Source organism: Devosia sp. 67-54 (assembly GCF_001899075.1).
In the GTDB taxonomy this organism is placed as follows: domain Bacteria; phylum Pseudomonadota; class Alphaproteobacteria; order Rhizobiales; family Devosiaceae; genus Devosia_A.
This window is the reverse complement of the sequence record NZ_MKVA01000005.1, coordinates 1,139,014-1,165,077: the sequence shown is the minus strand read 5'-3', so window position 1 is coordinate 1,165,077 and position 26,064 is coordinate 1,139,014. Positions and strand designations below refer to the sequence as shown.

At 68.9% G+C, this 26,064-nt stretch carries 21 protein-coding genes and 1 tRNA gene; 15 read left to right on the top strand and 7 right to left on the bottom strand.

All coding sequences use genetic code 11. The features are described 5' to 3' along the window. Positions 1–96 precede the first annotated feature (96 nt). Both BGO82_RS11075 and BGO82_RS11070 read right to left on the bottom strand, forming a co-directional pair. Positions 97–1,539, bottom strand: coding sequence for a HAMP domain-containing sensor histidine kinase (locus BGO82_RS11075; RefSeq protein ID WP_291305610.1), 1,443 nt, complete (start codon positions 1,537–1,539; stop codon positions 97–99). A gap of 106 nt (positions 1,540–1,645) precedes the next feature. After that, positions 1,646–2,323, bottom strand: a complete 678-nt coding sequence (locus BGO82_RS11070) for a response regulator (RefSeq protein ID WP_291305609.1) — start codon at positions 2,321–2,323, stop codon at positions 1,646–1,648. A 149-nt stretch (positions 2,324–2,472) separates the two neighbouring features. On the opposite strand from BGO82_RS11070, the gene BGO82_RS11065 reads away from it, so the two are divergent. From BGO82_RS11065 to BGO82_RS11055, 3 genes are all read left to right on the top strand, one after another. Continuing rightward, positions 2,473–3,936: a glycosyltransferase family 39 protein gene (locus BGO82_RS11065; RefSeq protein WP_291305608.1), complete on the top strand. Its 1,464-nt coding sequence runs from the start codon at positions 2,473–2,475 to the stop codon at positions 3,934–3,936. A gap of 10 nt (positions 3,937–3,946) precedes the next feature. Then, on the top strand, positions 3,947–5,011 hold the full coding sequence (locus BGO82_RS11060; RefSeq protein ID WP_291305607.1) for an LptF/LptG family permease: 1,065 nt from the start codon (positions 3,947–3,949) through the stop codon (positions 5,009–5,011). Between the two features lie 86 nt (positions 5,012–5,097). Next, a tRNA-Ser gene (locus BGO82_RS11055) sits at positions 5,098–5,188 on the top strand. Between the two features lie 33 nt (positions 5,189–5,221). Here the strand turns inward: BGO82_RS11055 and BGO82_RS11050 are convergent. Continuing rightward, positions 5,222–5,497 carry a hypothetical protein gene (locus BGO82_RS11050; protein WP_291305606.1) on the bottom strand — a complete coding sequence of 92 codons (276 nt, stop codon included), beginning with the start codon at positions 5,495–5,497 and terminating at the stop codon, positions 5,222–5,224. Further along, a complete protein-coding gene (locus tag BGO82_RS11045) occupies positions 5,497–5,919 on the bottom strand; it encodes a hypothetical protein (RefSeq protein ID WP_291305605.1) in 423 nt (140 codons plus the stop codon). The genes BGO82_RS11050 and BGO82_RS11045 overlap by 1 nt, the downstream gene beginning before the upstream one ends. Between BGO82_RS11045 and BGO82_RS11040 the strand changes: the two genes are divergently transcribed. From BGO82_RS11040 to BGO82_RS11025, 4 genes are all read left to right on the top strand, one after another. Next, complete coding sequence (locus tag BGO82_RS11040) at positions 5,920–7,605, top strand: PAS domain S-box protein (protein WP_291305604.1); 1,686 nt, start codon at positions 5,920–5,922, stop codon at positions 7,603–7,605. Positions 7,606–7,704: 99 nt separating this feature from the next. Then, a complete protein-coding gene (locus BGO82_RS11035; protein WP_291305603.1) occupies positions 7,705–8,436 on the top strand; it encodes an SDR family oxidoreductase in 732 nt (243 codons plus the stop codon). A 79-nt stretch (positions 8,437–8,515) separates the two neighbouring features. Beyond that, positions 8,516–9,679, top strand: a complete 1,164-nt coding sequence (locus BGO82_RS11030; RefSeq protein WP_291305602.1) for a Gfo/Idh/MocA family oxidoreductase — start codon at positions 8,516–8,518, stop codon at positions 9,677–9,679. Positions 9,680–9,711: 32 nt separating this feature from the next. Continuing rightward, the gene (locus tag BGO82_RS11025) at positions 9,712–11,727 is read left to right on the top strand and encodes a beta-N-acetylhexosaminidase (RefSeq protein ID WP_291305601.1); all 2,016 of its coding nucleotides are present in this window, start codon (positions 9,712–9,714) and stop codon (positions 11,725–11,727) included. A gap of 80 nt (positions 11,728–11,807) precedes the next feature. Here the strand turns inward: BGO82_RS11025 and BGO82_RS11020 are convergent, their stop codons facing one another. Further along, positions 11,808–13,265 (bottom strand): M81 family metallopeptidase, encoded by a 1,458-nt coding sequence (locus BGO82_RS11020; protein WP_291305600.1) that lies wholly within the window; start codon positions 13,263–13,265, stop codon positions 11,808–11,810. A 147-nt stretch (positions 13,266–13,412) separates the two neighbouring features. Here BGO82_RS11020 and BGO82_RS11015 point away from each other — a divergent pair, with 147 nt between their 5' ends. The 5 genes from BGO82_RS11015 (at position 13,413) to BGO82_RS10995 (ending at position 17,866) form a co-directional block, all read left to right on the top strand. After that, the gene (locus BGO82_RS11015) at positions 13,413–14,198 is read left to right on the top strand and encodes an SDR family oxidoreductase (RefSeq protein WP_291305599.1); all 786 of its coding nucleotides are present in this window, start codon (positions 13,413–13,415) and stop codon (positions 14,196–14,198) included. Positions 14,199–14,260: 62 nt separating this feature from the next. After that, positions 14,261–15,034, top strand: coding sequence for a GntR family transcriptional regulator (locus BGO82_RS11010; RefSeq protein ID WP_291305598.1), 774 nt, complete (start codon positions 14,261–14,263; stop codon positions 15,032–15,034). Next, complete coding sequence (locus tag BGO82_RS11005; RefSeq protein WP_291305597.1) at positions 15,034–16,065, top strand: SIS domain-containing protein; 1,032 nt, start codon at positions 15,034–15,036, stop codon at positions 16,063–16,065. The genes BGO82_RS11010 and BGO82_RS11005 overlap by 1 nt, the downstream gene beginning before the upstream one ends. Next, positions 16,062–17,216, top strand: coding sequence for an N-acetylglucosamine-6-phosphate deacetylase (gene nagA / locus BGO82_RS11000; RefSeq protein WP_291305596.1), 1,155 nt, complete (start codon positions 16,062–16,064; stop codon positions 17,214–17,216). Before BGO82_RS11005 ends, nagA begins: the two co-directional genes overlap by 4 nt. An 11-nt stretch (positions 17,217–17,227) precedes the next feature. Next, positions 17,228–17,866: an NAD(P)-binding domain-containing protein gene (locus BGO82_RS10995; RefSeq protein ID WP_291305595.1), complete on the top strand. Its 639-nt coding sequence runs from the start codon at positions 17,228–17,230 to the stop codon at positions 17,864–17,866. 21 nt (positions 17,867–17,887) lie between these two features. Here BGO82_RS10995 and BGO82_RS10990 read toward each other — a convergent pair whose 3' ends face one another. Both BGO82_RS10990 and BGO82_RS10985 read right to left on the bottom strand, forming a co-directional pair. Further along, positions 17,888–19,552 carry a sulfotransferase gene (locus tag BGO82_RS10990; RefSeq protein ID WP_291305594.1) on the bottom strand — a complete coding sequence of 555 codons (1,665 nt, stop codon included), beginning with the start codon at positions 19,550–19,552 and terminating at the stop codon, positions 17,888–17,890. A gap of 24 nt (positions 19,553–19,576) precedes the next feature. Further along, positions 19,577–20,317 carry an SDR family oxidoreductase gene (locus tag BGO82_RS10985; RefSeq protein ID WP_291305593.1) on the bottom strand — a complete coding sequence of 247 codons (741 nt, stop codon included), beginning with the start codon at positions 20,315–20,317 and terminating at the stop codon, positions 19,577–19,579. Between the two features lie 381 nt (positions 20,318–20,698). Between BGO82_RS10985 and BGO82_RS10980 the strand changes: the two genes are divergently transcribed. From BGO82_RS10980 to BGO82_RS10970, 3 genes are all read left to right on the top strand, one after another. After that, positions 20,699–22,018, top strand: coding sequence for a hypothetical protein (locus BGO82_RS10980; protein WP_291305592.1), 1,320 nt, complete (start codon positions 20,699–20,701; stop codon positions 22,016–22,018). A gap of 277 nt (positions 22,019–22,295) precedes the next feature. Then, positions 22,296–25,724: an OmpA family protein gene (locus BGO82_RS10975; protein ID WP_291305591.1), complete on the top strand. Its 3,429-nt coding sequence runs from the start codon at positions 22,296–22,298 to the stop codon at positions 25,722–25,724. Positions 25,725–25,858: 134 nt separating this feature from the next. Continuing rightward, positions 25,859–26,064: hypothetical protein (locus BGO82_RS10970; protein ID WP_291305590.1), on the top strand; the 206-nt coding region annotated here is incomplete at its 3' end.

Sequence of the window (26,064 nt, the reverse complement as noted above, 5' to 3'; positions counted from 1 at the left end):
AACATCGGCGCGGGGCCGGGCAGGTGCGCCGGCATCAACGGGGGAGAGCACTAAGGGAGCGGCCTTGCCTCCCTCTGTCGCCAACTATACTTCGAATTAAGGTTGCGGCGCTGCCGCCGGCACGACGTGTGGCGATGGCGCGACAGGCGCCGGCAGCGTACGCTCCGCCGGCCGCGGCGAGTCGGCGCTCGGCGGGAAGGTGATGGTGGCAATCAGTCCCGGGCCGTTGTCGCCCAGCACGATCGTGGCGTGGTGGCGCGCCGCCACCGCCTTGACCAGCGCCAGCCCCAGGCCGGCGCCGGGCGAGCCGCGATCGGCATCGAGGCGGCGGAAGGGCTCGAACACCTCGTCGCGCTTGTCGGCCGGGATGCCCGGCCCGTCGTCGGCGACCACGATCACCGCCTGTCCGTCGACCGTCCGCACCGCAAGCGAGATCGTCGCCTCGGGACCGGCGTAGCGCCCGGCATTCTCGATCAGGTTGACCAGCATCTGCTGCACCATCCGGCGGTCGCCGAACACCGGCGCGCCGCTCGGAGGAACCTCGTTCCAGCGCAGCGTCTGGCCATTGCCGTCCAGCACCGGCTCGAACGTCTGCGCCAGGTCGCGCACCAGCTCGGCCGCCGAAAACTCGGTGAAGCTCGAGCTGTCGTCGGAGGTCTCGATGCGCGAGATGCGCAGCACGGTGTCGAGCACGCCGCCCAGCGTCTCCATCTCGGCCTGTGCCCGCTCCAGCCTGGCCGATGCCGCCGCCGGCTCGCTCTCGGTCGCCGCCTCCTGCAGCAGCAGATAGGCGCGGTTGAGCGGCGATTTGAGGTCGTGGGCGATGGCGACGATGGTGTTGCGCATGCCCGCCATGAACTCGCTCAGCCGGTCGAGATGCGCGTTGATCTGCCGCGACACGTGGTCGATCTGGTCGTTGCTGCGCCCCACCGGCAGGCGGATCTCGGAATTGCCGCGCGACACCTGGTCGAGCGTGCGGTCGATCACTTCGAGCTTGGCCGAAACGCTGTGGCTGAGCACATAGCCGATCACCAGCGCGCTGGCGCAGATGACGACGCCCACCAGGATCAGCGCATTGAGGATGACGCCGCCCTCGGTGAGCAGGAACCGCTCGGAGCGCGCCGCCACCACCACGTTGTCGTCGAGCATCTCGACATAGCCGAGGAATGGCGCATCCACCGCCGCCTGCGCGCCTTCCGCCGGCAGCGTGCCCCAGCCGTGGAATTTCGGCGCCGCCACGATGTTGCCGGCGATGCGCCGGCCGCTGAGCTTGAACAGCCCGAACGCCGACTGCTTGTCGGAGCGGGTGGCGACGGCGGCGCGGATGAATTTGATCAGCTCGGTCTCGCCGCCGGTGACGTTGGCGTCGCGCAACAGGTCGAAATCCTGCGTGATCGAGGAGCGCAATTGGTCCGTCATCGACGCCTGCGTGGTCCTGAAGATGGCGTAGCCGCCGATCCCCAGCACCACCGCAAAGACCAGCAGGAACAGCAGCGCCGAGCGGAACGCGACGCCGGAAAAGACGCTGGCGCGGTCCACCGGTCGGGGAAAGCGGCGGCCCGCGCCGTGGGCGGGTCGCCTCGCGGGTCCACCTTCCGCAGCGGCGCCGAAGCGGAGGGCCGCGGCCAGCTTTTGCCGCAGCGCCCTAGCGCGGCGCATGGATGGAATAGCCGGAATTGCGCGTCGTATGGATCAGCGGCACGTCGAACGGCTTGTCAACCTTGGCGCGCAGCCGGCTCATATGGGTTTCGACCACGGTGGTCTTGGGGTCGAAGTTGAAGTCCCACACCTGCTCGAGCAGCATGGTCTTGGTGATGATGCGGCCGGCATTGCGCATCAGCACCTCGAGCAGCGTGAACTCCTTGGCCTGCAGGTCGATGCTGGTGCCGGCGCGCTTGGCGGTGTGGCTCAACAGGTCGAGCTCGAGGTCGTGCACCACCAGTCGGGTGACGGCCTCGCTGCCGGCGGGGCGGCGGGCGAGGGAGGTGACGCGGGCGATGAGCTCGGAGAAATGGAACGGCTTCACCAGATAGTCGTCGCCGCCGGCGAGCAGGCCCTCGACCCGGTCCTCGACGTCGCCCATCGAGGTGAGGAACAGCACCGGCAGCTTCCGCCCCGCCGCGCGCAGCGTCTTGAGCACGGTCAGCCCGTCCATCCCCGGCATCATGCGATCGAGGATCAGCATGTCGCAGGTGTTGTACAAACAGTAGCTCAGCGCGTCGCGGCCGTCGGCCACGCAGTCGACGCTATGGCCTTCCTGCACCAGCCCGCGGCGCAGGAATTCCGACGATTGCGGATCGTCTTCGGCAACCAGAATCTTCACGGCGTTATCCCCGCTTCGGATGTATTGCACACCCGGCGCGCTGTTTCCGCCACGATTTTGCACGAAGTGAGGCGGGCCGCCGGAGCGGCGCGCCCGCTGGCCTTGCGCCCGCGACTGGGCTAAGCGGGCGCGTGCAATCAGGATTTCCCATGCCGGCCGCCGCCCCTTCGCCCCGCTGGACGCTCGAAACGGTTCTGCTGGCGGCGGTGATTCTGTGCGTCGCCGGCTTGCGTCTCTATTACGATGTCAGCGCGCCGCCGATGGGCGACGAGGCCTATTACTGGATGTGGGGCCAGCGGCCGGGCTGGTCGTATTTCGACCACCCGCCGCTCGATGCCTGGCTGCAGGCCGGCGTGGCGGCGCTGTTCGGCTGGTCGACCGTAAGTCTCAGGCTGCTCACCTGGGTCAGCCTCGCCGGAACGCTCGCCGTGCTCTGGGCCTGGGCCGGGCGGCTGGCGCCGGAGCGGCCGCTCGCCGCCTTCCTGCCGATGGCGGCGATCCTGCTGACCGTGCCGGTGGTGGCGCTGTTCACCTTCGAGGCCTTCCACGACCATCTGCTGGTGTTCTTCGCGGTGCTGGCGCTCTACGCCCTGTGGCGCTTCGACGAGGCCTGGGAGAGCGCCCGCCGCGGCGCCGGCTGGCTCTATCTCGCCGGCCTCGCCATCGGGCTCGGCACGCTGTCGAAATACAATGGCGCACTGCTGGGGGTCGGCAGCGTGGCGCTGTTCGCCGCCCACCGGCCGCTGTGGAGCGCCCTGCGCACGCCGCACCCCTGGCTCGCGGCGCTGCTCGCCATCGCGCTGCAGGCGCCGGTGGTCTGGTGGAACCTGACCGAGGGCTTTGCCACGCTCAGCTATCATTTCGTCGAGCGGCCGGCGAACCATTGGGGCCATCCGGCTCTGGGGCAGGGCCTCGGCTTCCTGCTGCAGGCGCTCGCCGCCTGCGGCCCGGTCCTGCTGCTCGCGGCGCTGCGCTATCCATGGCTGCGCGACCCGGCGGGGCAACGCCTGCGGCCGGTGACGGCGGCCATGTTCGTGGGCTCGACGGGCGTCGTGCTGCTGGCGGCGCTCTACACCGACGTGTTGCTGCACTGGAACATCGTCGCCTATGTGGCGCTGGCGCTGGCCGGCCCCTGGCTGCTCGGCCGCTGGCTGCTCTGGCCGCAGGTGCTGATCGGCCTCTATGTGACGGCGATGGCCATTTCGAGCTATGCCGGCCTGCCGCTGAACCTGCCGGGCTTCCGCGACCCCACGATCCCCTCCAATTTCGGCTGGGACAGGGTGGCGGCGGCGGTGCGCGAGGCCGAAACCGGCCATCCGGGTGCCTTCCTGGCCGCCACCCGCTATACTTACGCCGCACAATTGGGGTTTGCCCTGCACGACGCCGGAGTCACCGCCATCAACCCGCTGCGCTCGCAATACGATTTCTGGTGGTCGCCGGCCGCCCATCAGGGGCAGGACGCCATCATCGTCGCCGATTCGAGCAATCCGGTTTCGCTGGCGGCGCCGCGCTTTGCCGCCGTCAGCAAGCTCGCCGAGGTGCCGGTGACGGTGGCGGGCCGGCAGGTGTGGAGCTTCGACATCTATCTCGGGCAGGGGTATCGCGCTCCATGAGGAAGCAGGCGTGACGAGCATCGACCGGCTGGTGCTGCGGCGCGTGCTGGCGCGCGTGCTGCTGACGGTGACCGTCTTCCTGGCGCTGTTTGCGCTGATCGAATCGCTCAACACCAGCAAGATCGGCACGCTGGCGGGCATCGGCGGGCCACCGCTGGTGATCGCCGGCATCCTGCTCAGCGCCATGCGCTCGTCCATCGGCGTGCTGCCGGTCACCGTGCTCATCGGCACCATCGCCGGCGTGCTCGACCTGCAGGCGCGGCGCGAGCTGACCATCATCCAGGCGACCGGCCGCTCGATCTGGACCGTGCTGCGCGCGCCGGTCCTTGCCGTGTTCGTGCTGTCGCTGCTGCTCTCGGTCGGCGGCGCCACCGTGCTGATCGTCGGCAACCGCCTGCTGCCCGGCCAGCCGGTCGACCAGCAATCCGGCCCGACCTGGATGGAACAGACCGGCGCCGACGGGCGCTACATCCTCAGGGCCGAGCGGCTGACCGGCAATCCGCCCGCGATCTACGGCGTCACCGTGTTCCTGTCCGGCACCGAAGGCCGCGACCGCATCGAGGCGGCGGAGGGCAATCTGCACGCCGGAAAATGGGTTTTCCCCACCGCCACCCGCTACCGCTTCGACCAGGCGCCCGAGCGCCTCGACGATTTCGCGATTGCCACCAAAACGACGCCCGGCGATCTCGATTTGCAGGCCAGCGGCGTGCGCGACCTGACGCTGGCCGAGCTGGTCGCCGCCGCCACCACCTCGCTCTCTGTCAGCGAGTTCCGGGCCATCTCGCTGACCAGCCTCTACCGCATCTTCACCCTGCCGGTGATGGTGGTGGGCTCGGTGCTGATCGGCTTCGCCACCGCCTCGGGCTATCGGCGCAACGTGCAGTACGGCAACACCGTGCTGCTCGGCATCGTTATGGGGTTTGCGCTGTTCACCATCAACGAGATGGCGGTGCGGGCCGGCAATGCCGACGTGCTGCCGCCGCTCTGGGCCATGGCCGGCCCCGCCGTCGTCTCGGTCCTCGCCGGCCTCACCGCGCTGCTCTACTCGCAGGACGGCAATCTGCGCCGGCGCTGAGGGCGCTAGCGCCGGCCTCGCCTGCGGATTTGGGCAATCTCTAGCCTTGCTTTGCCCGGGCAAACCGGATTTAAGGCGCGTCGGTAGGAGAGGTGGCCGAGTGGTCGAAGGCACGCCCCTGCTAAGGGCGCAGACCTCTAAAGGGTCTCGAGGGTTCGAATCCCTTCCTCTCCGCCAGCCCACCCGTGGCCGATATTTGCCGGTCCCGCTTCAGCCGGGGATCGCGGCGCAGCGCAGTTCGAGGCCGACGAGGCGCTTGGAGTCCGAGACTTCGAGCAGCGTGAAGGCCTGGCCCAGATAGGTGACGCGCTGGCCGCGGCCGACGCCCTCGAGAAAGGCGATATGGAACAGGATGCGCAGCGAGCCGTCATCGGCCTCCGCCTGCGCCTTTTCCCAGACCTTGACGCGGTCGCCCAGGGGAATGGTGTGCCATCCCGCGCCCTGTTTGCGTTCGATGCGGATGAAGCGCTCGACCTCGCGGGCCATCATGCATTCCTGACCAGCAGCAGCATCACGGCTCCGGCGATGAACATCCCGGCGGCGGTCAGGTGCAGCTCCATGTCGCTGAGGGGAATATGCGGCAGGAACTGCCGGTAGGGAGGCAGTGCAAAAGCAACCACTCCAAGCAAGACCAGCGCTAGCCCCGGGGCTTTCATGCCCAATACCATGCGCCGCAAATATTGATGAAGACCAAAGACCGCGTAGATTTTATCTAGTTTTGCGCGACGGAAGTTGTTTCGGCCCGGCGGCATGCGGCAAATGCCGCCGTCCGCCTTGGTGAAATCTTCATCATCCGCAGCGGTTGCGGCGCCGGCGGCGACAAATAAGCCGCTCCTTAAGGGTTGGCTGCCAGTCTCGCCGGCATGGCCGACCCTGCGGAAAAGACCGGTGAGCACGCCGACGCGCAAGTGTTTCGCTTCGATCAGAGCGGCGCGCTGCTGCGCAAGGTCATGGAGAGCGCCGCCGTGGGCATGGCGCTGGTCGGCATCGACCGGCGCACCATCTACGTCAACCGCGCCTACGAGACGATGCTGGGCCTGGCGCCCGACGAGCGGCTCGGCCGCCCGTCCGAGGAAGCGATCTTCGCCGACGACCGCGCCACCGTGATGCTGCATTTCGAGCAGGTGGTGCGCGGCGAACGCGCCGAGCTCCGGCTCGAATGCCGCATGAACCACAAGGACGGCCAGCCGCTCTGGGTGCTGATCACCGCCTCGCTGCTGCGCTCCGACAGTACCGGCCGGCCGCTTTACGTCATCGTCCAGATCATCAACATCGACCGGCAGAAGCGCGCCGAGGCGGCCCTGGCGGCGAGCGAAAGCCGCTGGAACCATGCTCTGGAATCGGCCGGGCAGGGCGTGTGGGACCACGACGTGCGCCGCGACGACATGTTCTATTCGCGCATGTGGCGGCGCATGCGCGGCATCCCGGACGACGAAGATGTCGATCCGGCGCAGGACAAATGGCTCGCCCGCCTGCACCCGGACGACGTGCCGCGCGTGCTCGCCACGGTCAAGAAGCAGGACCATGGCGAGGACGGCTACGACACGCTCGAATACCGCGAGCGCCATCGCGACGGCCACTGGATGTGGATCCTGAGCCGCGGCCGCCCGGTGGAATGGGACGCCGAGGGCAATGCGCTGCGCACCATCGGCACCGACACCGACATCACCCGCCTCAAGGCCGCCGAAACCGAGCTGGCCGAGGAGAAGGAGCGGCTGCGCGTCACCCTCGAATCGATCGGCGAGGGCGTCATCTCCACCGATGCCGACGAACGCGTGACCTTCATGAACCCGGTCGCCGAGGCGATGACCGGCTGGACCGCCGGCGAAGCCCTCGGCCGCCCGCTGCAGCAGGTGTTCGTCGCCAAATCCGAGGCCACCGGCGAGCCGGCCATCGACCAGGTGAAGGCGTGCCTCGCCTCGGGGGTCGCCGGCGAGATCGAGGACGACGTGATCCTCGCCGCCCGCGACGGCACCGGCCGCGGCGTCTCCGGCACCGCGGCGCCGGTGCGCACCGGCAACGGCCATGTCGTCGGCGCCGTGCTGGTGTTCAAGGACATCACCGACACCCAGGAGCAGCAGCGGCGGCTGGCCCATTCCGCCAACCACGACGCGCTCACCGGCCTGCCCAACCGCGCCGCCTTCGCCCGCCGGCTGGCCGAGGCCATGCGGCAGGCGGGCCCGGACGGGCAGCCCGCCGCGCTCTGCTTCATCGACCTCGACCGCTTCAAGCCGGTCAACGACACCGCCGGCCACGCCGCGGGCGATGCGCTGCTGCAGAAGGTGGCGCAGGCGATCCGGCGCTGCTGCCGCGCCAACGACTTTGCCGCCCGGCTGGGCGGCGACGAATTCGTGCTGCTGCTCGACGATTGCACGCTGGCCAATGCGCGGCGCGTCGCCGGCAAGCTGGTTGCGGCCGTCGGCGGCATCGATTTCGCCTGGAACGGCGCCGCCTATCGCATCGGCGCCTCCGTCGGCATCGCGCCGATCACCGGCGAAACCGGCGGCGACCCGCTCGCCGCCGCCGATGCGGCCTGCTACGAGGCCAAGGCCGCCGGCCGCGGCCGGGTCGCCATGGCGTCGCCCCGCCGCTGACCGCGCTGCTTCGCGCCTGCCGTTGGACGTTCGGATGGCTTGCGGACGCCGGTGCGAGCCGCTAGCTACGCACTCGACGACGGGCGAAGGAACATGTTCATGGGTAGACTGGATGGCAAGGTCAGCCTGATCACCGCGGCAGCGCAGGGGATCGGGCGGGCGACGGTGGAAGCGTTCGCGCGCGAGGGCGCGACGGTGATCGCAACCGACATCAACGCCGAAAAGCTGGCCGACCTCGCGGCCCTGCCCAACGTCACCACCCGCGTGCTCGACGTGCTCGACACCGCCGCGGTGAACGCCGCCGTGGCCGCGATCGGCCGCATCGACATCCTGTTCAACTGCGCCGGCGTCGTGCACAACGGCACCATCCTCGAAATGTCCGACAAGGACCTCGATTTCGCCCTCGACCTCAACGTCAAGGCGCAGGTGCGCACCATCAGGGCGGTGCTGCCGCAGATGCTGGAGCGCGCCGACGGCTGCATCATCAACATGTCGACGGTCGCCTCGTCGTGGAAGGCGGTGCCCAACCGCGCCGCCTATTCGATCAGCAAGGCCGCGGTGATCGGCCTCACCAAATCGCTGGCCGCCGACTACACCACCAGGGGTATCCGCGTGAACGCCATCGCCCCCGGCACGGTCGACAGCCCGTCGCTGCACGAGCGCTGGGCGGCCACCGGCGATTTCGAGGCGGCGCGCAAGGCCTTCATCGCCCGCCAGCCGATCGGCCGCATCGCCAAGCCGGAGGAGGTCGCCGACCTCGCCCTCTATCTGGCGACCGCCACCTACACCACCGGCCAGGTGCATGTGATCGACGGCGGCTGGACCGCCTGACGCCGGCAAACACCGGAAGCCGCTTCCAAGATCGGGCCGCCGCGACTAATACGGGGCGGCAGCGAATGGGATGTGTGCAATGCGGGTAGGAATTGTCGGCCTCGGTTTTCGCCTGGGCTATCTGGCGCGGGTATTCTCGCTGGCGAGCGAGCAGTTCGAGGTCGTCGGCTATGTCGATCCGGCCCCGGCGGGGCTGCCCTACACGCAGCAGCACGGCGTGTCCGTCGGCCGGCAATACGCCTCGCTCGAGCAGATGCTCGACGAGGCCAGGCTCGACCTGCTGATGGTCGGCTCGCCCAACCACATGCATCTGGGCCATATCCGCACCGGGCTCGAGCGCGGCCTGAAGGTGTTCTCGGAAAAGCCGGTGGTCACCAGCGTCGCCGAAACGCTGGAGCTGGCGGCGCTGCTGGGGCGGTACGGCGAGGATAGGGTGATGGTCGGCCTCGTGCTGCGCTATGCGCCGCTCTACGTCGACCTGCGCAAGGCGCAGCGCGACGGGCTGCTGGGCGACGTCGTCTCCATCGAGGCGTCCGAGCACATCCCGCCCTATCACGGCGCCTTCTTCATGCGCGACTGGCGCCGCTACGAGCGCTACACCGGCGGCTTCATGCTGGAAAAGTGCTGCCACGACCTCGACCTCTACAACGGCGTCATGGGCGTGCGCCCGCGCTACGTGTCGAGCTTCGGCGGCCGCCGCACCTTCATTCCCGAGAACGCGCCGCGGGCCGGCGGCGCCAACGACCTCGAAGTGTATCATCGCAAGCCGAGCGGCTGGATGGGCAGCGACAAGGTGTTCGACAGCGACGGCGACATCATCGACTACCAGACCGCGATGGTGGAATACGAGAACGGCGCGGCGCTGACCTTCCACACCAACCTCAACGTGCCGCACGATTTCCGCCGCTTCGCCGTGATCGGCGTCGACGGCATGGCCGAGGGCGATTTCGTGCGCAACTATTTCACCGTCACCGCGGCGCGCACCTCCGAGACGCTGATCGACACCAGATACCAGCTCTCCGACCTCTCCGATCACTACGGTGCCGACGAGCAGATGGCCGCCGACATCCTCAGGCACCTGACCGATGGCGCGCCGCTGCCCGTCTCGGTGGTCAACGCTCTCGAGGCGGGGCTGCTCGCGCTCAGCATGGACGAGGCCCGGATCAGCAATTCCGTCGTCGACATGCGCCCGATCTGGCAGGAGTTCGACGCCGCGCTTGCCGGCAAGACGGTCGCCGCCTGAGCCGTCGCCCATCTCATAGTCACGGACCGAGCATGGCCACGCCACGATTGCATCTCGCCACCACCTGGACGCCGGCCGCCGAGGGCAGGGAGGCGACCTACCGCATCGCGCTCAGCAATGCCGGCGAGACGCCGCTGCACGATTTCCGGCTCGGCATCAACGGTCCCGGCCGCATCGACGCGCATGCCGAAATCGACGGCGGCCGGCTGCTGGAACGGCTCTCCAATCACACGCTGCTGGCGCCGCCCGCCGGTGTCGTGCTCGAGCCGGGCAGCACCTGGGAGGTGACGGTGCGCAAGCTGTCGTTCCCGCTGCGACACTGGAACGACGGCGCCAACACCGCTTACGTCGTCCTCGGCGACGGCAACATCGTGCCGGTCGGCATCGAGCCGACGGCGCTGGTCGGCAGCAACGCGCCGCGGCTGCGGGGCGCCATGCGCTTTCCCATGCCGGCAACCGTGCCGGCGCCGATCTCGGTGATTCCATGGCCGCGGCACGTGGCGGTCACGGGCGCCGTGCCGGTGCCGCCCGGCCTCGCGCTCGATCCGCACGGCGCCGACGCCGCAGCGGCGGCCGACGCCTTCGCGGCGCTGACGGCGGACCTGTTCCCGGTCGAGGGCCTGGTGCGCCCGGCGGCTGAAAACGGCTGGCCGGTGCGCATCGCGGCGCAGCCCGGCCTGGCGCCCGAGGGCTACGTCATCGCCTTTGCCGCCGATGGCGCGACGGTGACGGCCAGCACCGGGGCCGGCATGCTCTACGGCCTGATCACGCTCGGCCACATCCTGCGCGGCGCCCGCCACGCTCCCGACCGGCTGGTGTTTCCTGCCGGCGGCACCATCGAGGACGCGCCGGACCTGCGCTGGCGCGGCACGCATCTCGACGTGGCCCGGCAGTTCTATGCGAGCGCCGAGGTCGAGCGGCTGCTGAAGCTCATCGCCTGGAACAAGATGAACCGCTTCCACTGGCATCTGAGCGACGACGAGGCCTGGCGCGTCGAGATCGACGCCTATCCGGAGCTGACCGAAATCGGCGCCTGGCGCGGCTACGGCAAGGCGCTGCCGCCGCTGCTCGGCAGCGGTCCGCAGCCGACCGGCGGCTACTACAGCAAGGCCGCCATCCGCCGCATCGTGGCGCTGGGCGACAGCCTCGGCATCGCCATCGTGCCCGAGATCGACATGCCCGGCCATTGCTATGCCGTGCTGCAATCGCTGCCCTGGCTGCGCGACCCCGGCGAGATCGGCGAATACCAGTCGGTGCAGGGCTTCCCCAACAACTGCCTCAACCCCGCGATCGAGCGTACCTACGAATTTGTCGAGACCGTGATCGACGAGATGCTGGAGCTGTTCCCGGCCGGCATCTTCCACCTCGGCGCCGACGAAGTGCCGCTCGCCGCCTGGTCGGGCTCGCCGCTGGCGCTGGCCCGGCTCGAGGCGCTCGGCGGCAAGGCGCCGGCCGACCGCCATCGCGCCCAGCTTAACCGGATCGGCCACCACGACGGCGCCGACGCCATCGAAGGCTCGGCCACTGCGGTGCTGCAGGCCGAGTTCATCCGCCGCATCCACGCGCATATCCGGCAGCGCGGCGCCATCACCGGCGGCTGGGAGGAGGCGGCGCATGGCGGCGTGCTCGACCAGGCGTCGAGCTACCTCGTCGGCTGGCGCAATGTCGAGATCAACGCGGCGCTGGCGGCGGCCGGCTACGACATCGTCGTCTCGCCCGGCCAGCGCTATTATCTCGACATGGCCAATTCGCCCTCGTGGGCGGAGCCGGGCGCCGGCTGGGCCGGCTGGTCGGGGCCAGAAGAGACCTATGCGTTCGAGCCGCGCGAGGGCATGGGCGCGGCGCAGCTCGAGCACCTGCTCGGCGTCCAGACCTGCATCTGGTCGGAATCGATGACCGACCGCGCCATCTTCGACCGCCTGGTCTTCCCGCGCCTGTCGGCGGTGGCCGAAACCGGCTGGACGACTCCCGAAAACAAATCCTGGCCCCGCTTCCGCGCCTTCGCCGGGCTGATGCCGATCATGTACGGCCATTGGGCCGAGGGCTGACCGATACGGGAGATGCCAATTCCACCCACACCTGTGGGGGGTGGCGTGTTGGCCGAGTCAGAGCGATATTCTAATCGGCTCTAGCCGAACGGGTTCTCCACCCGCGGCCAGATGTTCTTTGGCGCCTTGCGATACGCCGTGGTCGCCGGCGTATTGGGGTAGGGGTGTCCGGCGGCGCAGTAGATGATCTGTGCCGCGATCTTCGAGAACGACGCGTAGAAATGGTTGGTCGATTTGATCAGCAGGATCTTTCGCGAGGTCGGGTCGATCCCCATCACCGAATAGAGGCTCGGATCGAAGCTCTGCGCCCGCGTCGAATTGAGGATCACGTCGATGCCGTCGAAGCTGATCCACGCCGCGTCGCCGAACGGCGCGAAGCTCTCGCCGAACCGCATCTCGGCGTTCTTGACCAGCTTTCGGATGGTCACCCGCCTGTCGATCGGCGCGCCGGTGTCGGGCGCCGATTTGGCGCCGAAGCGCAACTGGATCTCGGCGCCTTCGCCGGCGGCGAAGCAGACCTGCACCGCGATCGGATCCCAGATGGTGCCGACGGCGACGTCGCGCGCGCCGCGCCGCATCAGCTCGGCCAGCAGCACCGTCGCGTCGCCCGCCGTGCCGCCGCCCGGATTGTCCCACACATCGGCGATCACCACCGGCCAGGCGGTCGCGGCCAGCGCCTGGTCGACCGCCGCCGCCTCGTCGACCTGCGGCGCCATGAAGGTGCCGCGCAGCGCGAACAGCTCGCGCCCGAGCTTTTCGGCCAGCGCCGCGCCGGCGCCGGGCGCATTGTCGGTGACGACCAGCATCCTGGTGCCCATCTGCGGGACATCACCTGCCATAAATCCATGGATCACCGAAATCGACAGCACCTCCGGCTCGGACTTTTCCAGCGCGAACAGCCGGTCGACGAACCCCCGCATCGGCTGGCGCGACGTGGGAAAAACGTCGATCATCCGGCAATCGAACACCGACATCGTCGGCGTCACCTCGCCGCGCAGCGTGCTTAGCGCGATCCGCCACAGATCGCGGGCCCGGTCGACGAAGTCGGTATGCGGGAACTCCTTGAACACAGTGAAGAAATCGGCCGCCGCGACCCGTTTGTCGGTGAGATGGCTGTGCGGATCGAGCTCGGCGCAGACCAGCACGTCCGGCCCCACGATCTCGCGCACCCGGGCAAGGAAATCGCCCTCGCAATCGTCATAGCCGTCGGCCACCATGGCGCCGTGCAGGCCCAGCACCACCGCATCCACCGGCAGCGCCGCCCGCAACTGGTCGAGGATTTCGTCGCGCAGCCCCTCATAGGCCAGCCGGTTGACCGGCCCTGCCGGATCGGCCCAGGCGGCGGTGCCCTCGATCAGCTCGAACCCCTCGCTCTTCGCCAGCTCGCGCCCCACCGTGATCGGCGCGCTGCACAGCGTCGGCGTCGCCGGATGCTGGCCGGGCGGGGCGTAGAGCGACGCCTCGAAGGCGCGCCGGTCGATCCAGATCGGGGCGAAGGTGTTGGTTTCGGTGGCCAGCACCGCTGTGAAGATACGCACGGGAAACCCCAGTGGACAGGGAGGACTCTGCTGCCCTGCCTAGCACGGGCGGAGGCGGCGATTCATGCGGCAAATGCGAGAATTTGCATCTGCCGCCGCCCGGCCCGCGCCGCTAGGATCGCCGCCACCCAACCGAGGAGTCCCGCCATGGCCACCGCGCCCGATCCCTTCCGTCTCGATGGCCGGAGCGTGCTGATCACCGGCGCCGGCGGCGGCATCGGCTCGGCGCTGGTCGAGCGCTTCATGGCGGCGGGCGCGCGGGTGTTCGGCGCCGACCGCGACGCGGCGGGCATGGCGCACCTGGCGCTGGCCGGGCAGTTGACCGTCGATCTCGCCGACCTGCCGGCCACCGAGGCGGCGTCGGCGCGCTTCGTTGCCGCCTCGGGCTGCCCCGACATCGTCGTCTCCAACGCCGGCTTCACCCGCGGCGAGAGCTTCGAGAGCCTCGATGTCGGCGTCTGGCGCTCGGAGGTCGACATCAACCTCAACGGCGCCTACGCGCTGCTGCGGCCGATCGTCGACGCCATGGCGGCGCGCCGCGCCGGCAGCATCGTCTTCGTGTCGTCGGTCAACGGCCTCGCCCATTTCGGCAATCCGGCCTATTCGGCGGCGAAGGCCGGGCTCATCGCCTATGCCAGGGCGCTGGCGGTGGAGCGGGGCCGCGACGGCATCCGCGCCAATGTCGTCGCGCCCGGCTCGGTGCGCACGCCGGCCTGGGACCACCGGCTGGCGGCCGATCCGGCGCTGCTCGAACGGGTGCTGCCGCATTATCCGCTGGGCCACCTGGTGTCGCCCGCCGACGTCGCCAACGCCGTGCTGTTCCTCGCGTCGCCGGCTGCTGCCGGAATCACCGGCGCGGTGCTGCCGGTCGACGCCGGGCTGACCGCCGGAAACATGCGCTTCGTCGATGACGTGCTGCGCGGCAAGGCCTGAGCCCGGCCGTGCCTGTCGAAAATCCGGCTTGGCAAGTGGTCTGATATTGGTATTATAGAGGTATGGCTTCGCCCGGATATCTGCTGTTCGACGGCACGTCGTCCGGGCTTCCGGGTGGCGGGCCGCTCTATCTGCAGCTCAAGCGCATGATCGAGGAGGCGGTGACCGGCGGCCGCATCCGCAGCGGCGATGCGCTGCCCTCCGAGCGCGATATGGCCGCCCGCATGGAGGTGTCGCGCGTCACCGTGCGCAAGGCGGTGCAGCATCTTGTGCGCGATGGCGTGCTGGTGCAGCGCCACGGCTCCGGCACCTACGTTGCGCCGCAGCCGAGCCGCGTCGAACAATCGCTCAGCCAGCTCACCTCCTTCACCGAGGACATGGCGCGCCGCGGCATGGTGGTGCGCTCCATCTGGCTGGAGCGCGGCCTCTACCCGCCGTCGCCCGAGGAGACGGTGGCGCTCGGCCTCTCGTCCGGCGACCGCGTGGCGCGCGTGGCGCGGTTGCGGCTCTCCGGCGAAACCCCGCTCGCCATCGAGCGCGCGGCGCTGTCGTCCGACATCCTGCCCGATCCCGAAGCAGTCGGAACGTCGCTCTACGCGCATCTCGAAAACACCGGCCACCGGCCCGTGTGTGCCATCCAGCGCATCCGCGCCGTCCGCCTCGACCAGGACGATGCGGATCTGCTCGAGGTCGCGCCGGGCGTGGCGAGCCTGCACATCGAACGCACGTCCTACCTGCCGTCGGGACGTGTGGTCGAATTCACCCGCTCGATTTATCGTGGCGATACCTATGACTTTGTGGCCGAGCTCCGCCTCGGCGATCCGCGAGCACGCTGATGACAAACAACGCGACCCATATGCGCATCGAGATCGAGGAGATACCCGACGCCACCCGCCGGCTTCTCGACCAGTCCGGCACCCGCCTCGCCGAGGCCGGCGCGGCGCTCAAGCATCTGCAGCCGGTGATGGTCGCGACCATCGCCCGCGGCTCGTCCGACCACGCTGCCGCCTACCTCAAATATGCCATCGAGCTCGTCGCCGGCGTGCCGGTGGCCTCGATCGGCCCCTCGATCATGTCGATCTACGGCCGCGAGCTGCAGCTCGACGGCTGCGCCGCCATCTCCATCTCGCAATCGGGCAAGAGCCCCGACATCGTCGCCATGGCGGAGTCGGCCAAGCGCAACGGCGCCCTTGGCATTGCCCTGACCAACACCGCGGATTCGCCGCTCGCTGCCGCCTCCAACATCACCGTCGACCTCAGCGCCGGCAAGGAGCAGTCGGTCGCCGCCACCAAGAGCTTCGTGAGTTCGGTGGTCGCCGGCCTCGGCATTCTCGGCCACTGGACCGGCGACGCCGTGCTGCTCAGCTCGCTGAAGCAGTTGCCCGACGCCTTCACGCAGGCGCTCGATGCCGACTGGACGCCGTTCCTCGACGCGCTCGGCACGCGCGACTCGCTTTATGTGCTCGGCCGTGGCCCCGCTTTCGCCATCGCCCAGGAGGCGGCGCTCAAGTTCAAGGAAACCTGCGGCATTCACGCCGAAGCCTACAGCGCCGCCGAGGTGCTGCACGGCCCGGCGCGCATCGTCGAGGCCGGCTTCCCGGTGCTGGCGCTCGCCGCGCGCGACGCGTCAGAGGCTGCGGTCGCCGAGATCGCCGACCGGCTGGCGAAGCAGGGCGCCACCGCGTTCGCCACCACCACGCGCGTCGCCGCCGCCAGGCAGTTGCCCTTCGCCCCCACCGGCCACCCCATCACCGACGGGCTGTCGCTGATCGTGTCGTTCTACGGCTTTGTCGAAAAGCTGTCGCGCGCGCGCGGTCTCGATCCCGACCACCCGCCTCACCTCAAGAAGGTCACGGAGACCGTATGACCCGCATCGCGTATACCGGCGCCCGCATTTTCGATGGCGAGCTGTGGTGGAAGCGCTCGGCGCTGGTCGTCAATGGCGACCGCATCGAAGGCATCATCGCCGCGGATTCGCCGACCGACGCACAGCGCGTGCCGCTCGATGGCGGCATCCTCGCGCCCGGCTTCATCGACCTGCAGGTCAATGGCGGCGGTGGCGTGCAGTTCAACCTGACGCCGGACCTGGCCACCGTCGAGACCATCTGCTCGGCGTTCACTCGCTTCGGCACCACGGCCTGCCTGCCGACCTTCATCACCGACACGCGCGAGAAGACCGCACTGGCCATCGCCGCCGGCGAGGCGGCGGCCGCCAAGGGCTTGCGCGGCTTCCTCGGCCTGCATCTCGAAGGGCCGCATCTGAGCGTCGCCCGCAAGGGCGCGCACGATCCGGCGCTGATCCGGCCGATGGATGAGGCCGATCTCGTGGCGCTGGTCGAGGCGCGCAAGCGCCTGCCCAATCTGATCTCCACCGTCGCCGCGGAAACCGTCACGCCGAACCAGATCACCCGGCTCAGCGAAGCGGGCATCACCGTCAGCATCGGCCACTCCAACGCCAGCTACCCGGTGGCCAGAGCCGCCGCCGGAGCCGGCGCCAGCATGGTGACGCATCTGTTCAACGCGCAGAGCCAGATCGGCAACCGCGACCCCGGCGTCGTCGGCACGGCGCTCGACCTGGGCGCGCTGTGGGCGGGGTTGATCGCCGACGGCATCCACGTCGATGCCGCCGCGATCGGCATCGCGCTGCGCGCCAAGCGCGGTCCGGGCCGCATCTTCCTCGTCACCGACGCGATGTCGCCGACCGGCACCGACGCGACCAGCTTCGAGCTCACCGGCCGCACCGTCTATCGCAAGGACGGCGCGTTGCGGCTTGCCGACGGCACGCTGGCCGGCGCCGACCTGACCATGATCGACGCCGTGACCTACGTGCACAAGACGCTCGGCCTGCCGCTCGAGGAGGCGCTGCGCATGGCGTCCCGCTATCCGGCGGAGGCGATCGGCGTCGAGGCCGAGCGCGGCTCGCTGGCGCCGGGCAAGCGCGCCGATCTCGTGCATCTGTCCGACGATCTTGCCATGCGCCGCACCATCATCGGCGGCGAGACGGCCTGGCCGGCATAGGAGGCCGGGTCATGAAGATCGGCGTGTTGGGTACCGGCGCCGCCGGCCAGACGATCGGCACCAGGCTCGTCGCCATGGGCCACGACGTGATGATGGGCGCCCGCGCCGCCGACAACGAGAAGGTCGTCGGCTTCGCCCGGCGCACCGGCGGCAAGGCCGGCACCTTCGCCGACGCCGCGCGGCATGGCGAGATGGTGCTCAACTGCACGCGCGGCGACAAATCGGTGGGCCTGTTGTCGCTGCTCGCCAACGAGCTCAGCGGCAAGGTGCTGCTCGACGTCGCCAACCCGCTCGATTTTTCCAACGGCTATCCGCCGCATCTGTCGGTGGTGAACACCGACTCGCTGGGCGAGCAGATCCAGCGCGCGCTGCCCGCGACCTTCGTGGTCAAGTCGCTCAACACCGTCAACGCCGAGGTGATGATGCAGCCGGGGCGCGTGCCGGGCAACCACACCATCTTCGTGTCCGGCAACGACAAGGCCGCCAAGGGCCGGGTGATGGATTTCCTGCGCAGCCTCGGCTGGCATTCCATCATCGATCTCGGCGACATCACCAGCGCGCGCGCCGCCGAGCAGATCCTGCCGCTGTGGGTGCGGCTCTACAGCGTGCTCGGCACCGCCGATTTCAACATCGCGGTGATGAAGGCGTAGCCGCAAACCAAGAATGGAACGCTACTCGACCGGATAGCCGAAGAAGTCGGCCCATTTGCGCAGCGGCTTCGCAGCGTCCGACTGGAACAGAAATCCATAGTTGCGCCACTGCGTCTGCACGCCGATGGAAAGCCCCTGCCGCACCTTCTGGTAACTCGGCGTCTTGGCGGCGCGGTTGCTTGCGGCAGCCGAGAAATCGCGCACCGACTCGCTCCATTCGACGCCGAGGAAATCCAGCACCCGCCGCGTCACTGGCTCGAAATCGGTGACCAGCTCGTCGTAGCGCACGTAGCAGACGTTGGCGTCGTCGAGCGTGTGATGCGCGAACCACTCGCTCATCACGATGTCGTAGAGACGGATCGAGCTCTCGATGCTACGGAAATTCTCCATCGCCGGGTTGGGCGAAAACCGCTGCTTGAAGCAGCTCAGCACCACGTCGTAGGGATGGCGGATGGAGAAGATGTAACGCCATTCCGGAAACAGCCTGGAGATAAGCGCCGCATCCGCGGAACGGATCGGCATCTTGTCCACCAGCACCGTCGCCTCGGGCTTGCGGCGATGGAACGCCAGCTCCTCGAAATAGCGCGCACGAGCGGCCGCGAACGTCGCCTCCGGCGGCTCGGGCGGAACCTTGCCGAGCAGCACGCGCTCGATGCGGTCGATCGCGACGTTGAGGTCAGGGATTTCCTCGAACGTTTCGATGCTGGGGTGGGCGGCGAGCACGTTTTCGAGCAGCGTGGTGCCCGAGCGCGGAAAGCCCAGCATCTGCGTCACCACCGGAAAATCGTCGGGCGGCAGCGGGGGGACGTTGAGCTTGGCGCGGATGCGGATGCCGCGGACGAAGTCGTCGGGGGTGATGGTCTTGTCGCGCTCGCCTTCCTGCAGCAGGCGATAGGCCTCGTACGCCTCGCGGTACTGGCCGAGCTTCTCGTAGGCGGCGGCGCGCAGCGCCCGCACCGGCCCCAGGTAATTGTGGAGGGCCGGATCGGCGAGCAGCTTGGCATCGCTGAGCCCGCGCAGCCGCTCGAGGCAGCGCTCGGGCTCGCCGCGCAGCTGCGCTGCATTGGCCAGGAACACCTGCGACATCTGCAGGTGCAGGTTGCGCGCCAGCAGGATCTCCGCCACCTCCTGCAGCAATTGCGGCTGCCCGGAATTTTCGAGCACGACATACAGCCGCTGCACGGGGGAGGGGTTCAGCGGCGCGGCGGCGAGGAAGCGCAGCGCCCAGTGCAGCGACGGGCGCCAGCCGCCGGCACGCTCGGCCTGTTCGGAAGCCGACAGCAAATGCTTGAGGTCACCGGTTTCGCGATAGAGCGCCCCGTGCAGCTCGGCGATCTCTGCCGCATCGTCGTGAGCTTCGGCCACCATCAGGCGTTGCTGCAGATCGCCCGACTGTGTCAACGGCGTTTGCGCCACCTGCAGGGCGAGCCCGTGCTCCTTGAGTTCCTGGAAATAGCCGAAGGCGCGGCTGCGCACGGCGCCATGCCCGCATTGCGTCAGCAATTGCGGCCAGTCGGTGGTGCTGAGCAGCCTGCCGTCGAGTAGCGTGCACCAGGCGGCGACGACGAGATGCGGGTCGCTGCTGCGCCGCAGGTCGGTGTAGTAGGCGCGTGCGCCCTGCTGCACGCTGCCGAGCACCGACAGCGGCTTCAACAGGTCTGACTTGATCGGAAGGGGCAGGGCCAAGGCGAAGGTCCGGCGTTGGGAAGGTTAGCCGCGCCCGATATAGGGCATCGTCGTCGCCATGACAGTCATAAACTGCACATTCGCCTCGAGCGGCAGATTGGCCATGTAGAGCAGGGCATCCACGACGTGCTGCACGTTGAAGGTCGGCTCCGGCCGCATCGAGCCGTCGGCCTGCAGCGACCCCGCCGACATGCCGGCAGTCATGTCGGTCGCGGTGTTGCCGATGTCGATCTGCCCGCAGGCGATGCTGAACGGCCGCCCGTCCAGCGAGATGGCCTTGGTGAGGCCGGTGATGGCGTGCTTGCTGGCCGTATAGGACGCCGCGCCGGGCCGCGGCGCATAGGCCGAAATCGAGCCGTTGTTGATGATGCGTCCGCCCTGCGGCGACTGCGCCCGCATGGCCCGGAACGCCTCGCGCGCCACGTAGAAGGCGCCGTTGAGGTTGACGTCGATCATCCGCCGCCAGGTGTCGACCGGCAGGTCGCCGACGACCGCGGCCGGCGCGAACGCCCCGGCATTGTTGAAAACCACGTCGATCCGCCCGAATCGTTCGGTTACGGCGGAAAACAGCCGCTCGACCTCTTCGGGGCGCGTCACGTCGGCGGTTTCGGCGAGTTCCACCCCGGCCGCCCGCAATTCCGCGACCTTGTCGGCGCGCCGGCCGCAGGTGGCGACGCGCCAGCCGGCGCCGGCGAAGCCGAGCGCCGCGGCCCGCCCGATTCCAGACGTTCCGCCGGTGACGACGATGCTGCGCTGCGTATCCAAACCAAGGCTCCTGTGGTCGATAGGGGAGGGGAGGCCGCCCCGGGACTGCCTGTTCACCGCCACAATTGGCGGCGGCCAGCAGGGTCCGGGACCGCAATGAAGCGCAATATTAACCCGCGATTCAGGCCCGTTAACAGGAGGTTTCCAAAGCTGTGCTGAATCTGCAACATCGCCGGGTCAACCATGGTGGCGCATCCACAATTTGGCCTTTGTGCGATTGCGCCCCTCCCCGTCGTGGGTAATGTGGCTAATGCGAATCCATGCATGGGATCGTTTGTCGGTCGCAAACGCGACGGCAACACACACAAGCAAGTGTGGTCGCGTTTCGGCAAACCGTCGGGGTAACCCGGCAAAATGAATGACTGACTTTGGAGGTCAACAATGAAAATCAGGAGCCTGCTTCTCGGTTCCGCCGCGCTGGCTGGTCTGTCGACCGCCGGCTACGCCGCCGACCTGGGCGTCGTGACGTCGCTGGACGTCTGCGACGAGCTCGGTCTGTCTGGCCTGACGATCTCGTCGGATGACAACTGCCTCGTCATCACCGGCAACGTCGCGTTTGAATACGACTGGGGCGACTACACCCCGGGCCGCGTCTATGGCGACTTCGCCAGCGTTTCGAACGACAACAACTACAACGTTCTGAACCCGGCTTCGCCGCTCGACAGCAACCAGGGCGACGTTGACACCTGGCTGAAGTTCGTCGCCACCGCCGATTCCGACTTCGGTCCGGCCCAGGCGGTGATCAAGCTGATCTCTGAGAATGGTACCGGCGACAAGGCTGGTAACACGGGCAAGAACGGCTTCCCCTCGAATGCTGACCAGACCGTCGGTATCGACGAGGCTTGGGTCGGCATCGGCGACACCACCATGATCATGGCCGGCTACAAGTCGTCCATCTTCAACAAGGGTGACGACGCTCCGTTGAACTACCTCGGCCTGTTCAACTCCAACGCCGTGAACACCGGCGTGAGCTGGCACACCTCCGGTGCGACCACCGGTGGCGACGTGATCCAGATCGTGTCGAACCTCGGCAATGGCGTGTCGGTCGGCGGCGGCCTCGAAGGTCTTGCCGGTACGTTCGGCAACCTCACCGCGGTTGGCGTGATGTCCTATGCCGGTGACGGCATTTCGGCGCACTTCAGCGGTGCTGTCGGCAATGGCGGCTGGAAGATCCACACCGGTTTCACCGGCGCGTGGGATCCGATCAAGGTTGTGGCCGCGGTAGCGACCGACAACACCGGCTACTATAACGCCCTCGGCTCTGTGGCGGCCACGTTCGACATGTTCACCCTCGCGGCTTCGGGCGAAACTGCCTCTGACGGCTACGGCGTTGGCGGTTCGGCCACCGCCAAGGTGACCGATGGCGTGACCATCAACCTGGGTGGCAACTACTGGCACCACACGACGTATACCGGTCCGGGCGCGAGCACCAACGATGGCGCTGCTGCGTACGACCTGTGGCGCGTCGAGGCTGGTCTGTCGGCCGCGGTCACTGAGTCGATCACGCTCACCGCTGCTGCCGGTTACGAGTCGACGACTGCGCCGGCCGTGGGCACCCTGGGTGGTCCGTCGTCCGACTTCTACGGCAAGGCGGGTGTTGCTTGGGCTCCGGGCGGTGGTTTCACCTCCAGCACCGCGCTCACCGTCAACTCGCTGGGCGGCTACAAGGCGGTGTTCAAGGCTGCCAAGTCGATCAAGTAAGATTTCCACTCTGGTGGATTTCGGAAAGGCCCGGCCCAGCCGGGCCTTTCTCTTTTCGGGGAGTTCAGGCGGCGTTCAACTTGCGCGCGATATCCGAAGCGCCGGAGTGCGGTCAGGAAAAGTGCGATGCGGCTTGCTGTTCGACGGTGCGATCAAGCACTGCGTCAAAGAATTGCCGATAAGCAATTGGATAGACCGATGTTCTTGAGCTGCGCCGTCTGCTATCGCGGGCGTCGCGAAGCGGCTGCGGCGGCGTTTCGGGGGTAAGATGGCGGGCATGGTCTGGAAGTGGCTCGTTCCGGGGGCGATCACGGTGATCGCCGGAACGGCATTGGCGGTGACGCAGACTGGAGCGATGGTCTCCGACGATCTGTCCGCGCGGGCTGGCGCTGCCCTCGATCCGGGCCAGTTTCCCTGGGCCCACGTGTCGGTCGACGGCCGTGATGCAACCATCAGCGGAACCGCCACCACTCAGGCCGCCATCGACCAGGCAGTGGCGAAGGTCGCGGCGGTCAGCGGCGTCCGCGCCGTGACCTCCGCCGTGGCGCTCGCCGAAAAGATGAGTCCGTTCGTGTTCTCCGCCTCCGTGAGTGCGGGGCAGGTCGCGCTCTCCGGGGGATATCCCGACGACGCGCTGCATGCGGCGTTGCTGAGCGCCGCCGGCACCCCGGCGGATTCGATGAAGCTCGCGTCGGGCGCGCCCGACAATTTCGGCGCCGGCGCGAAATTCGCCCTCGCGGCATTGGCCGATCTCGACGAAGGGCACGTCGAGCTCGCCGATTCGACGCTGTCGGTCGAAGGCCGCGCCAAATCCGCGGTCGCCTTCGATTCGCTGCAGACGCTGCAGGCCAGTGCGCCAGCCGGATTGCAGCTTGCCGCTCTGAAGGTGACGCCGCCGCTGGCCTCGCCCTATGTCTGGACCGCGGCGTTCGATGGCGCCGCCGTCACCATCTCGGGAAACACGCCGGACCCGGATCTTGCCGACAAGCTGCGGGCCCTGGCGCCGGCCGGCATCACGGTGTCGACGACATTGGCGCTGGCTTCCGGTGAACCGGCAGGTTTCGCCGCCAACACCTTGGCGCTGCTCAAATCTCTGCTGCAGCTCGAACAGGGCCAGGCATCGATCAATGATGGCAAGATCACCCTCAGCGGGGCGCCGGCCAGTGCCGCCATCGCCGACGCGGTGACCGCAGCGGCGGCGGGCCTCGGCGGCACCGCCAGCCTCGAGCCGCCGCGCGTCGCCGATTTCGCCCTCGTGATCGACAAGGCCGACAAGGGCCTGGTGTTTTCCGGCGTGGTGCCGGATGAGGCGACCAAGGATCGGCTTGCTGCCCTGCAGGGCGCCGATGTCGCCGGCCTGACGCTGGCCCGCGGCGCACCGCAGCGCTTCGCCTCCGCGGTCGATTTCGGCCTCGACCTGCTGGGCCATCTGGCCAGCGGCAAGGCCAGCGTGGACGGCGAGCGCCTGAGCGTGAGCGGCCGGGCCGGCACCATCGCCGATTTCAAGGCCGCCACCGGCCTTTTGGCGCAGGGCGCGCCGCAGGGGGTGGCTCTCGCGGCGACCGACCTGCACCCGCCGATCGCCAAGCCGTTCACCTTCTCCGCCCGCAAGGCCGATGGCGGCGCCGTCACCCTCGGCGGCTTCGTGCCCGACGAGGCGGCTCGCGCCGCGCTCGAGGCCAAGATCGCAAAGCTCGCCGGCGACACGGCCGATCCGGCGGACGGCGCCCCCCAGAACTTCGTGCTTTCGGCCGGCAAGGGCCTCGACATCCTGGCGCTGCTCGATTCCGGCACGCTGGCCTACGACGGCGCCAACTGGTCCATCGACGGCACCGTCGACAGCCCCAAGAAGGGCTTCGCCGCCGATGCCGCCTATTCGGTGGCCGGTCTGCGCACGGCGGGCTGGTCGTATTCGGTGCATGTCCCCGAGCCCACGCTGCCCATCATCGCTCCCTATGTCTGGCGGGCGCAGAAGGCCGCCGACGGCAGTCTCGCCATCTCGGGCTTCGTGCCCAGCGACGATGTCAAAGCCAGCCTCGCGACGCGCGCCGCCAACGTCAGCGATTCGACCGCGCTCGGTGCCGGCGCGCCAGCCGATTTCGAGACCGGGGTCGCGGCCGGCCTCGATGCGCTGCAGGCGCTGGACGACGGCGCGCTCAGCCTTTCGGGCAGCAAATGGACGCTAACCGGATCCGTCGCCGACGCCAAGGCGCGCGACAGCATCCAGGCGGCCCTGACGGCCCGCATCAATCCGGCCAATTGGCAGGTCGCGATCCAGGCGCGGGATTCGGCCCCGGTGGCCGCGCCCTATGTGTGGAGCGCCACCCGCGCCGCCGACGGTTCGGTGGAGCTCTCGGGCTACCTGCCGAGCGAGTCGCTGAAAGGCTTTGCCGCCGCGCGCGCCGGCACCGTCAGCCGCGACGCCACCGCGATCGCCTCGGGCGAGCCGGCCGGGTTCTCCGACGATCTGCTGGCCGGGCTCGATGCCCTGTCGCATTTGACCGAGGGCAGGGCGGCGTTCGACGGCAGCGCCTGGCGCCTCAGCGGCACTGTCGCCACCGCCGCCGATGGCGACGCCGCGCTGGCCGCGCTCAAGGCCGGCAGCAAGGGCGGCGCGCTGTGGACCACGGCACTGGCCAACTATCCGCCGGCGCCGTCGAGCGCGGCTTCGGCGGAGCCCAGCGCGTCGTCGATGCCCGACGTGACCTCGCTGCCGCCGGCCTCGTCCTCGAGCGAGCCGCCGCTCGCCGTCTCGTCTGCGCCGCCGGCCTCGTCGGCGGAGCCTGAACCTGCCGCGAGCGAGCTGCCGGCCTCGTCGGCAGAACCGGCGTCCGCGTCGGTGGAAGAGCCCAGCAGCTCTGCGTCCTCGGAGCCCGCGTCGTCCTCGCCCGAGGCCTCGTCGGTCGCGCCGTCGTCGTCCGCACCCGCCAGTTCATCCTCGGCGGAGTCCCGCGCCATCGCGCCCACCACGCTCACCGCCGTGCAGCCGATGCCGGAGACGCTGCTGTTCGAGGCCAGCCGCACCGCCGGCGGCCCGATGTCGCTTACCGGCGTGGTGCCGAGCGCGGAGGTCGCCGACGATCTCGGCACGCTCGCCGGCGCCAGGACCGACAAGCTGACCGTGGCGGCCGACCTGCCCGCGGGCTTCGCCGAAAGCGCCACCGCCGGCATCAGCGCGCTGGCGCAGCTTGCCGAAGGCCGTGTCGGCTTCGACGGCAGCAGATGGTGGCTGCGCGGCAAGGTCGGGCAGCAGGCGGTGATCGACTCCGTCGGCGCCGCCATCGCGGCGCTGCCGGGCGGCCGGGACTGGTCGGTGGGGCTCGACCTGCTGGCGCCGATCGACGCCTGCCGCCTGCGCATCGACGGCCTCAGCACCCGCAACGCCATCGTCTTCAAATCGGGAACGGCGGCGCTCGAAGACAGCTCGACGCCCATTCTCGACGAGCTCGCGGCCGATCTTGCGCTGTGTCCCAAGGCGTTCGTGCACGTGCAGGGCCACACCGATTCCGACGGCGACGCCGACAGCAATCTCGCTTTGTCGGTGGCCCGCGCCGAGGCCGTGGTGTCCGAGCTGGTCAAGCGCGGCGTCGACGAGGGGCGCCTCTATGCCGAAGGGTTCGGCGAGACCGATCCGATCGCCTCCAACGACACTCGCGAGGGCAAGGCGAAGAATCGTAGAATCGCGTTCGAGATCACCGAGGAATAGCGCCTTGCTCGCGTCCCTGACCTATCTGCTGCCGATCTACTGGCCCTATATGGCGGGCGCACTGCTCGTCGGCCTCGTCGCGGGCTGGTTCAGCTACGCCCGTCCGAAGAGCTAAGGCGGATCCTCCAAGCATCATGGGAACCCTGATCCACATTGCCGAGGTCGCCGCGTTGCTGGGCATCGCCTATGCGATCGGCTGGCTGCTCGGCTACGCCGCCCGCCGTCTCGCCGCTCGCCCGGCGCAACCCGCGATCCCGGCCGAACGCCTCGCTGCGGCGCTTGCGCCGGCCGCTCCGGCCGAAGACGCATTGGTGAAGGCGCCGGTTGTCGCGCCCGTCGC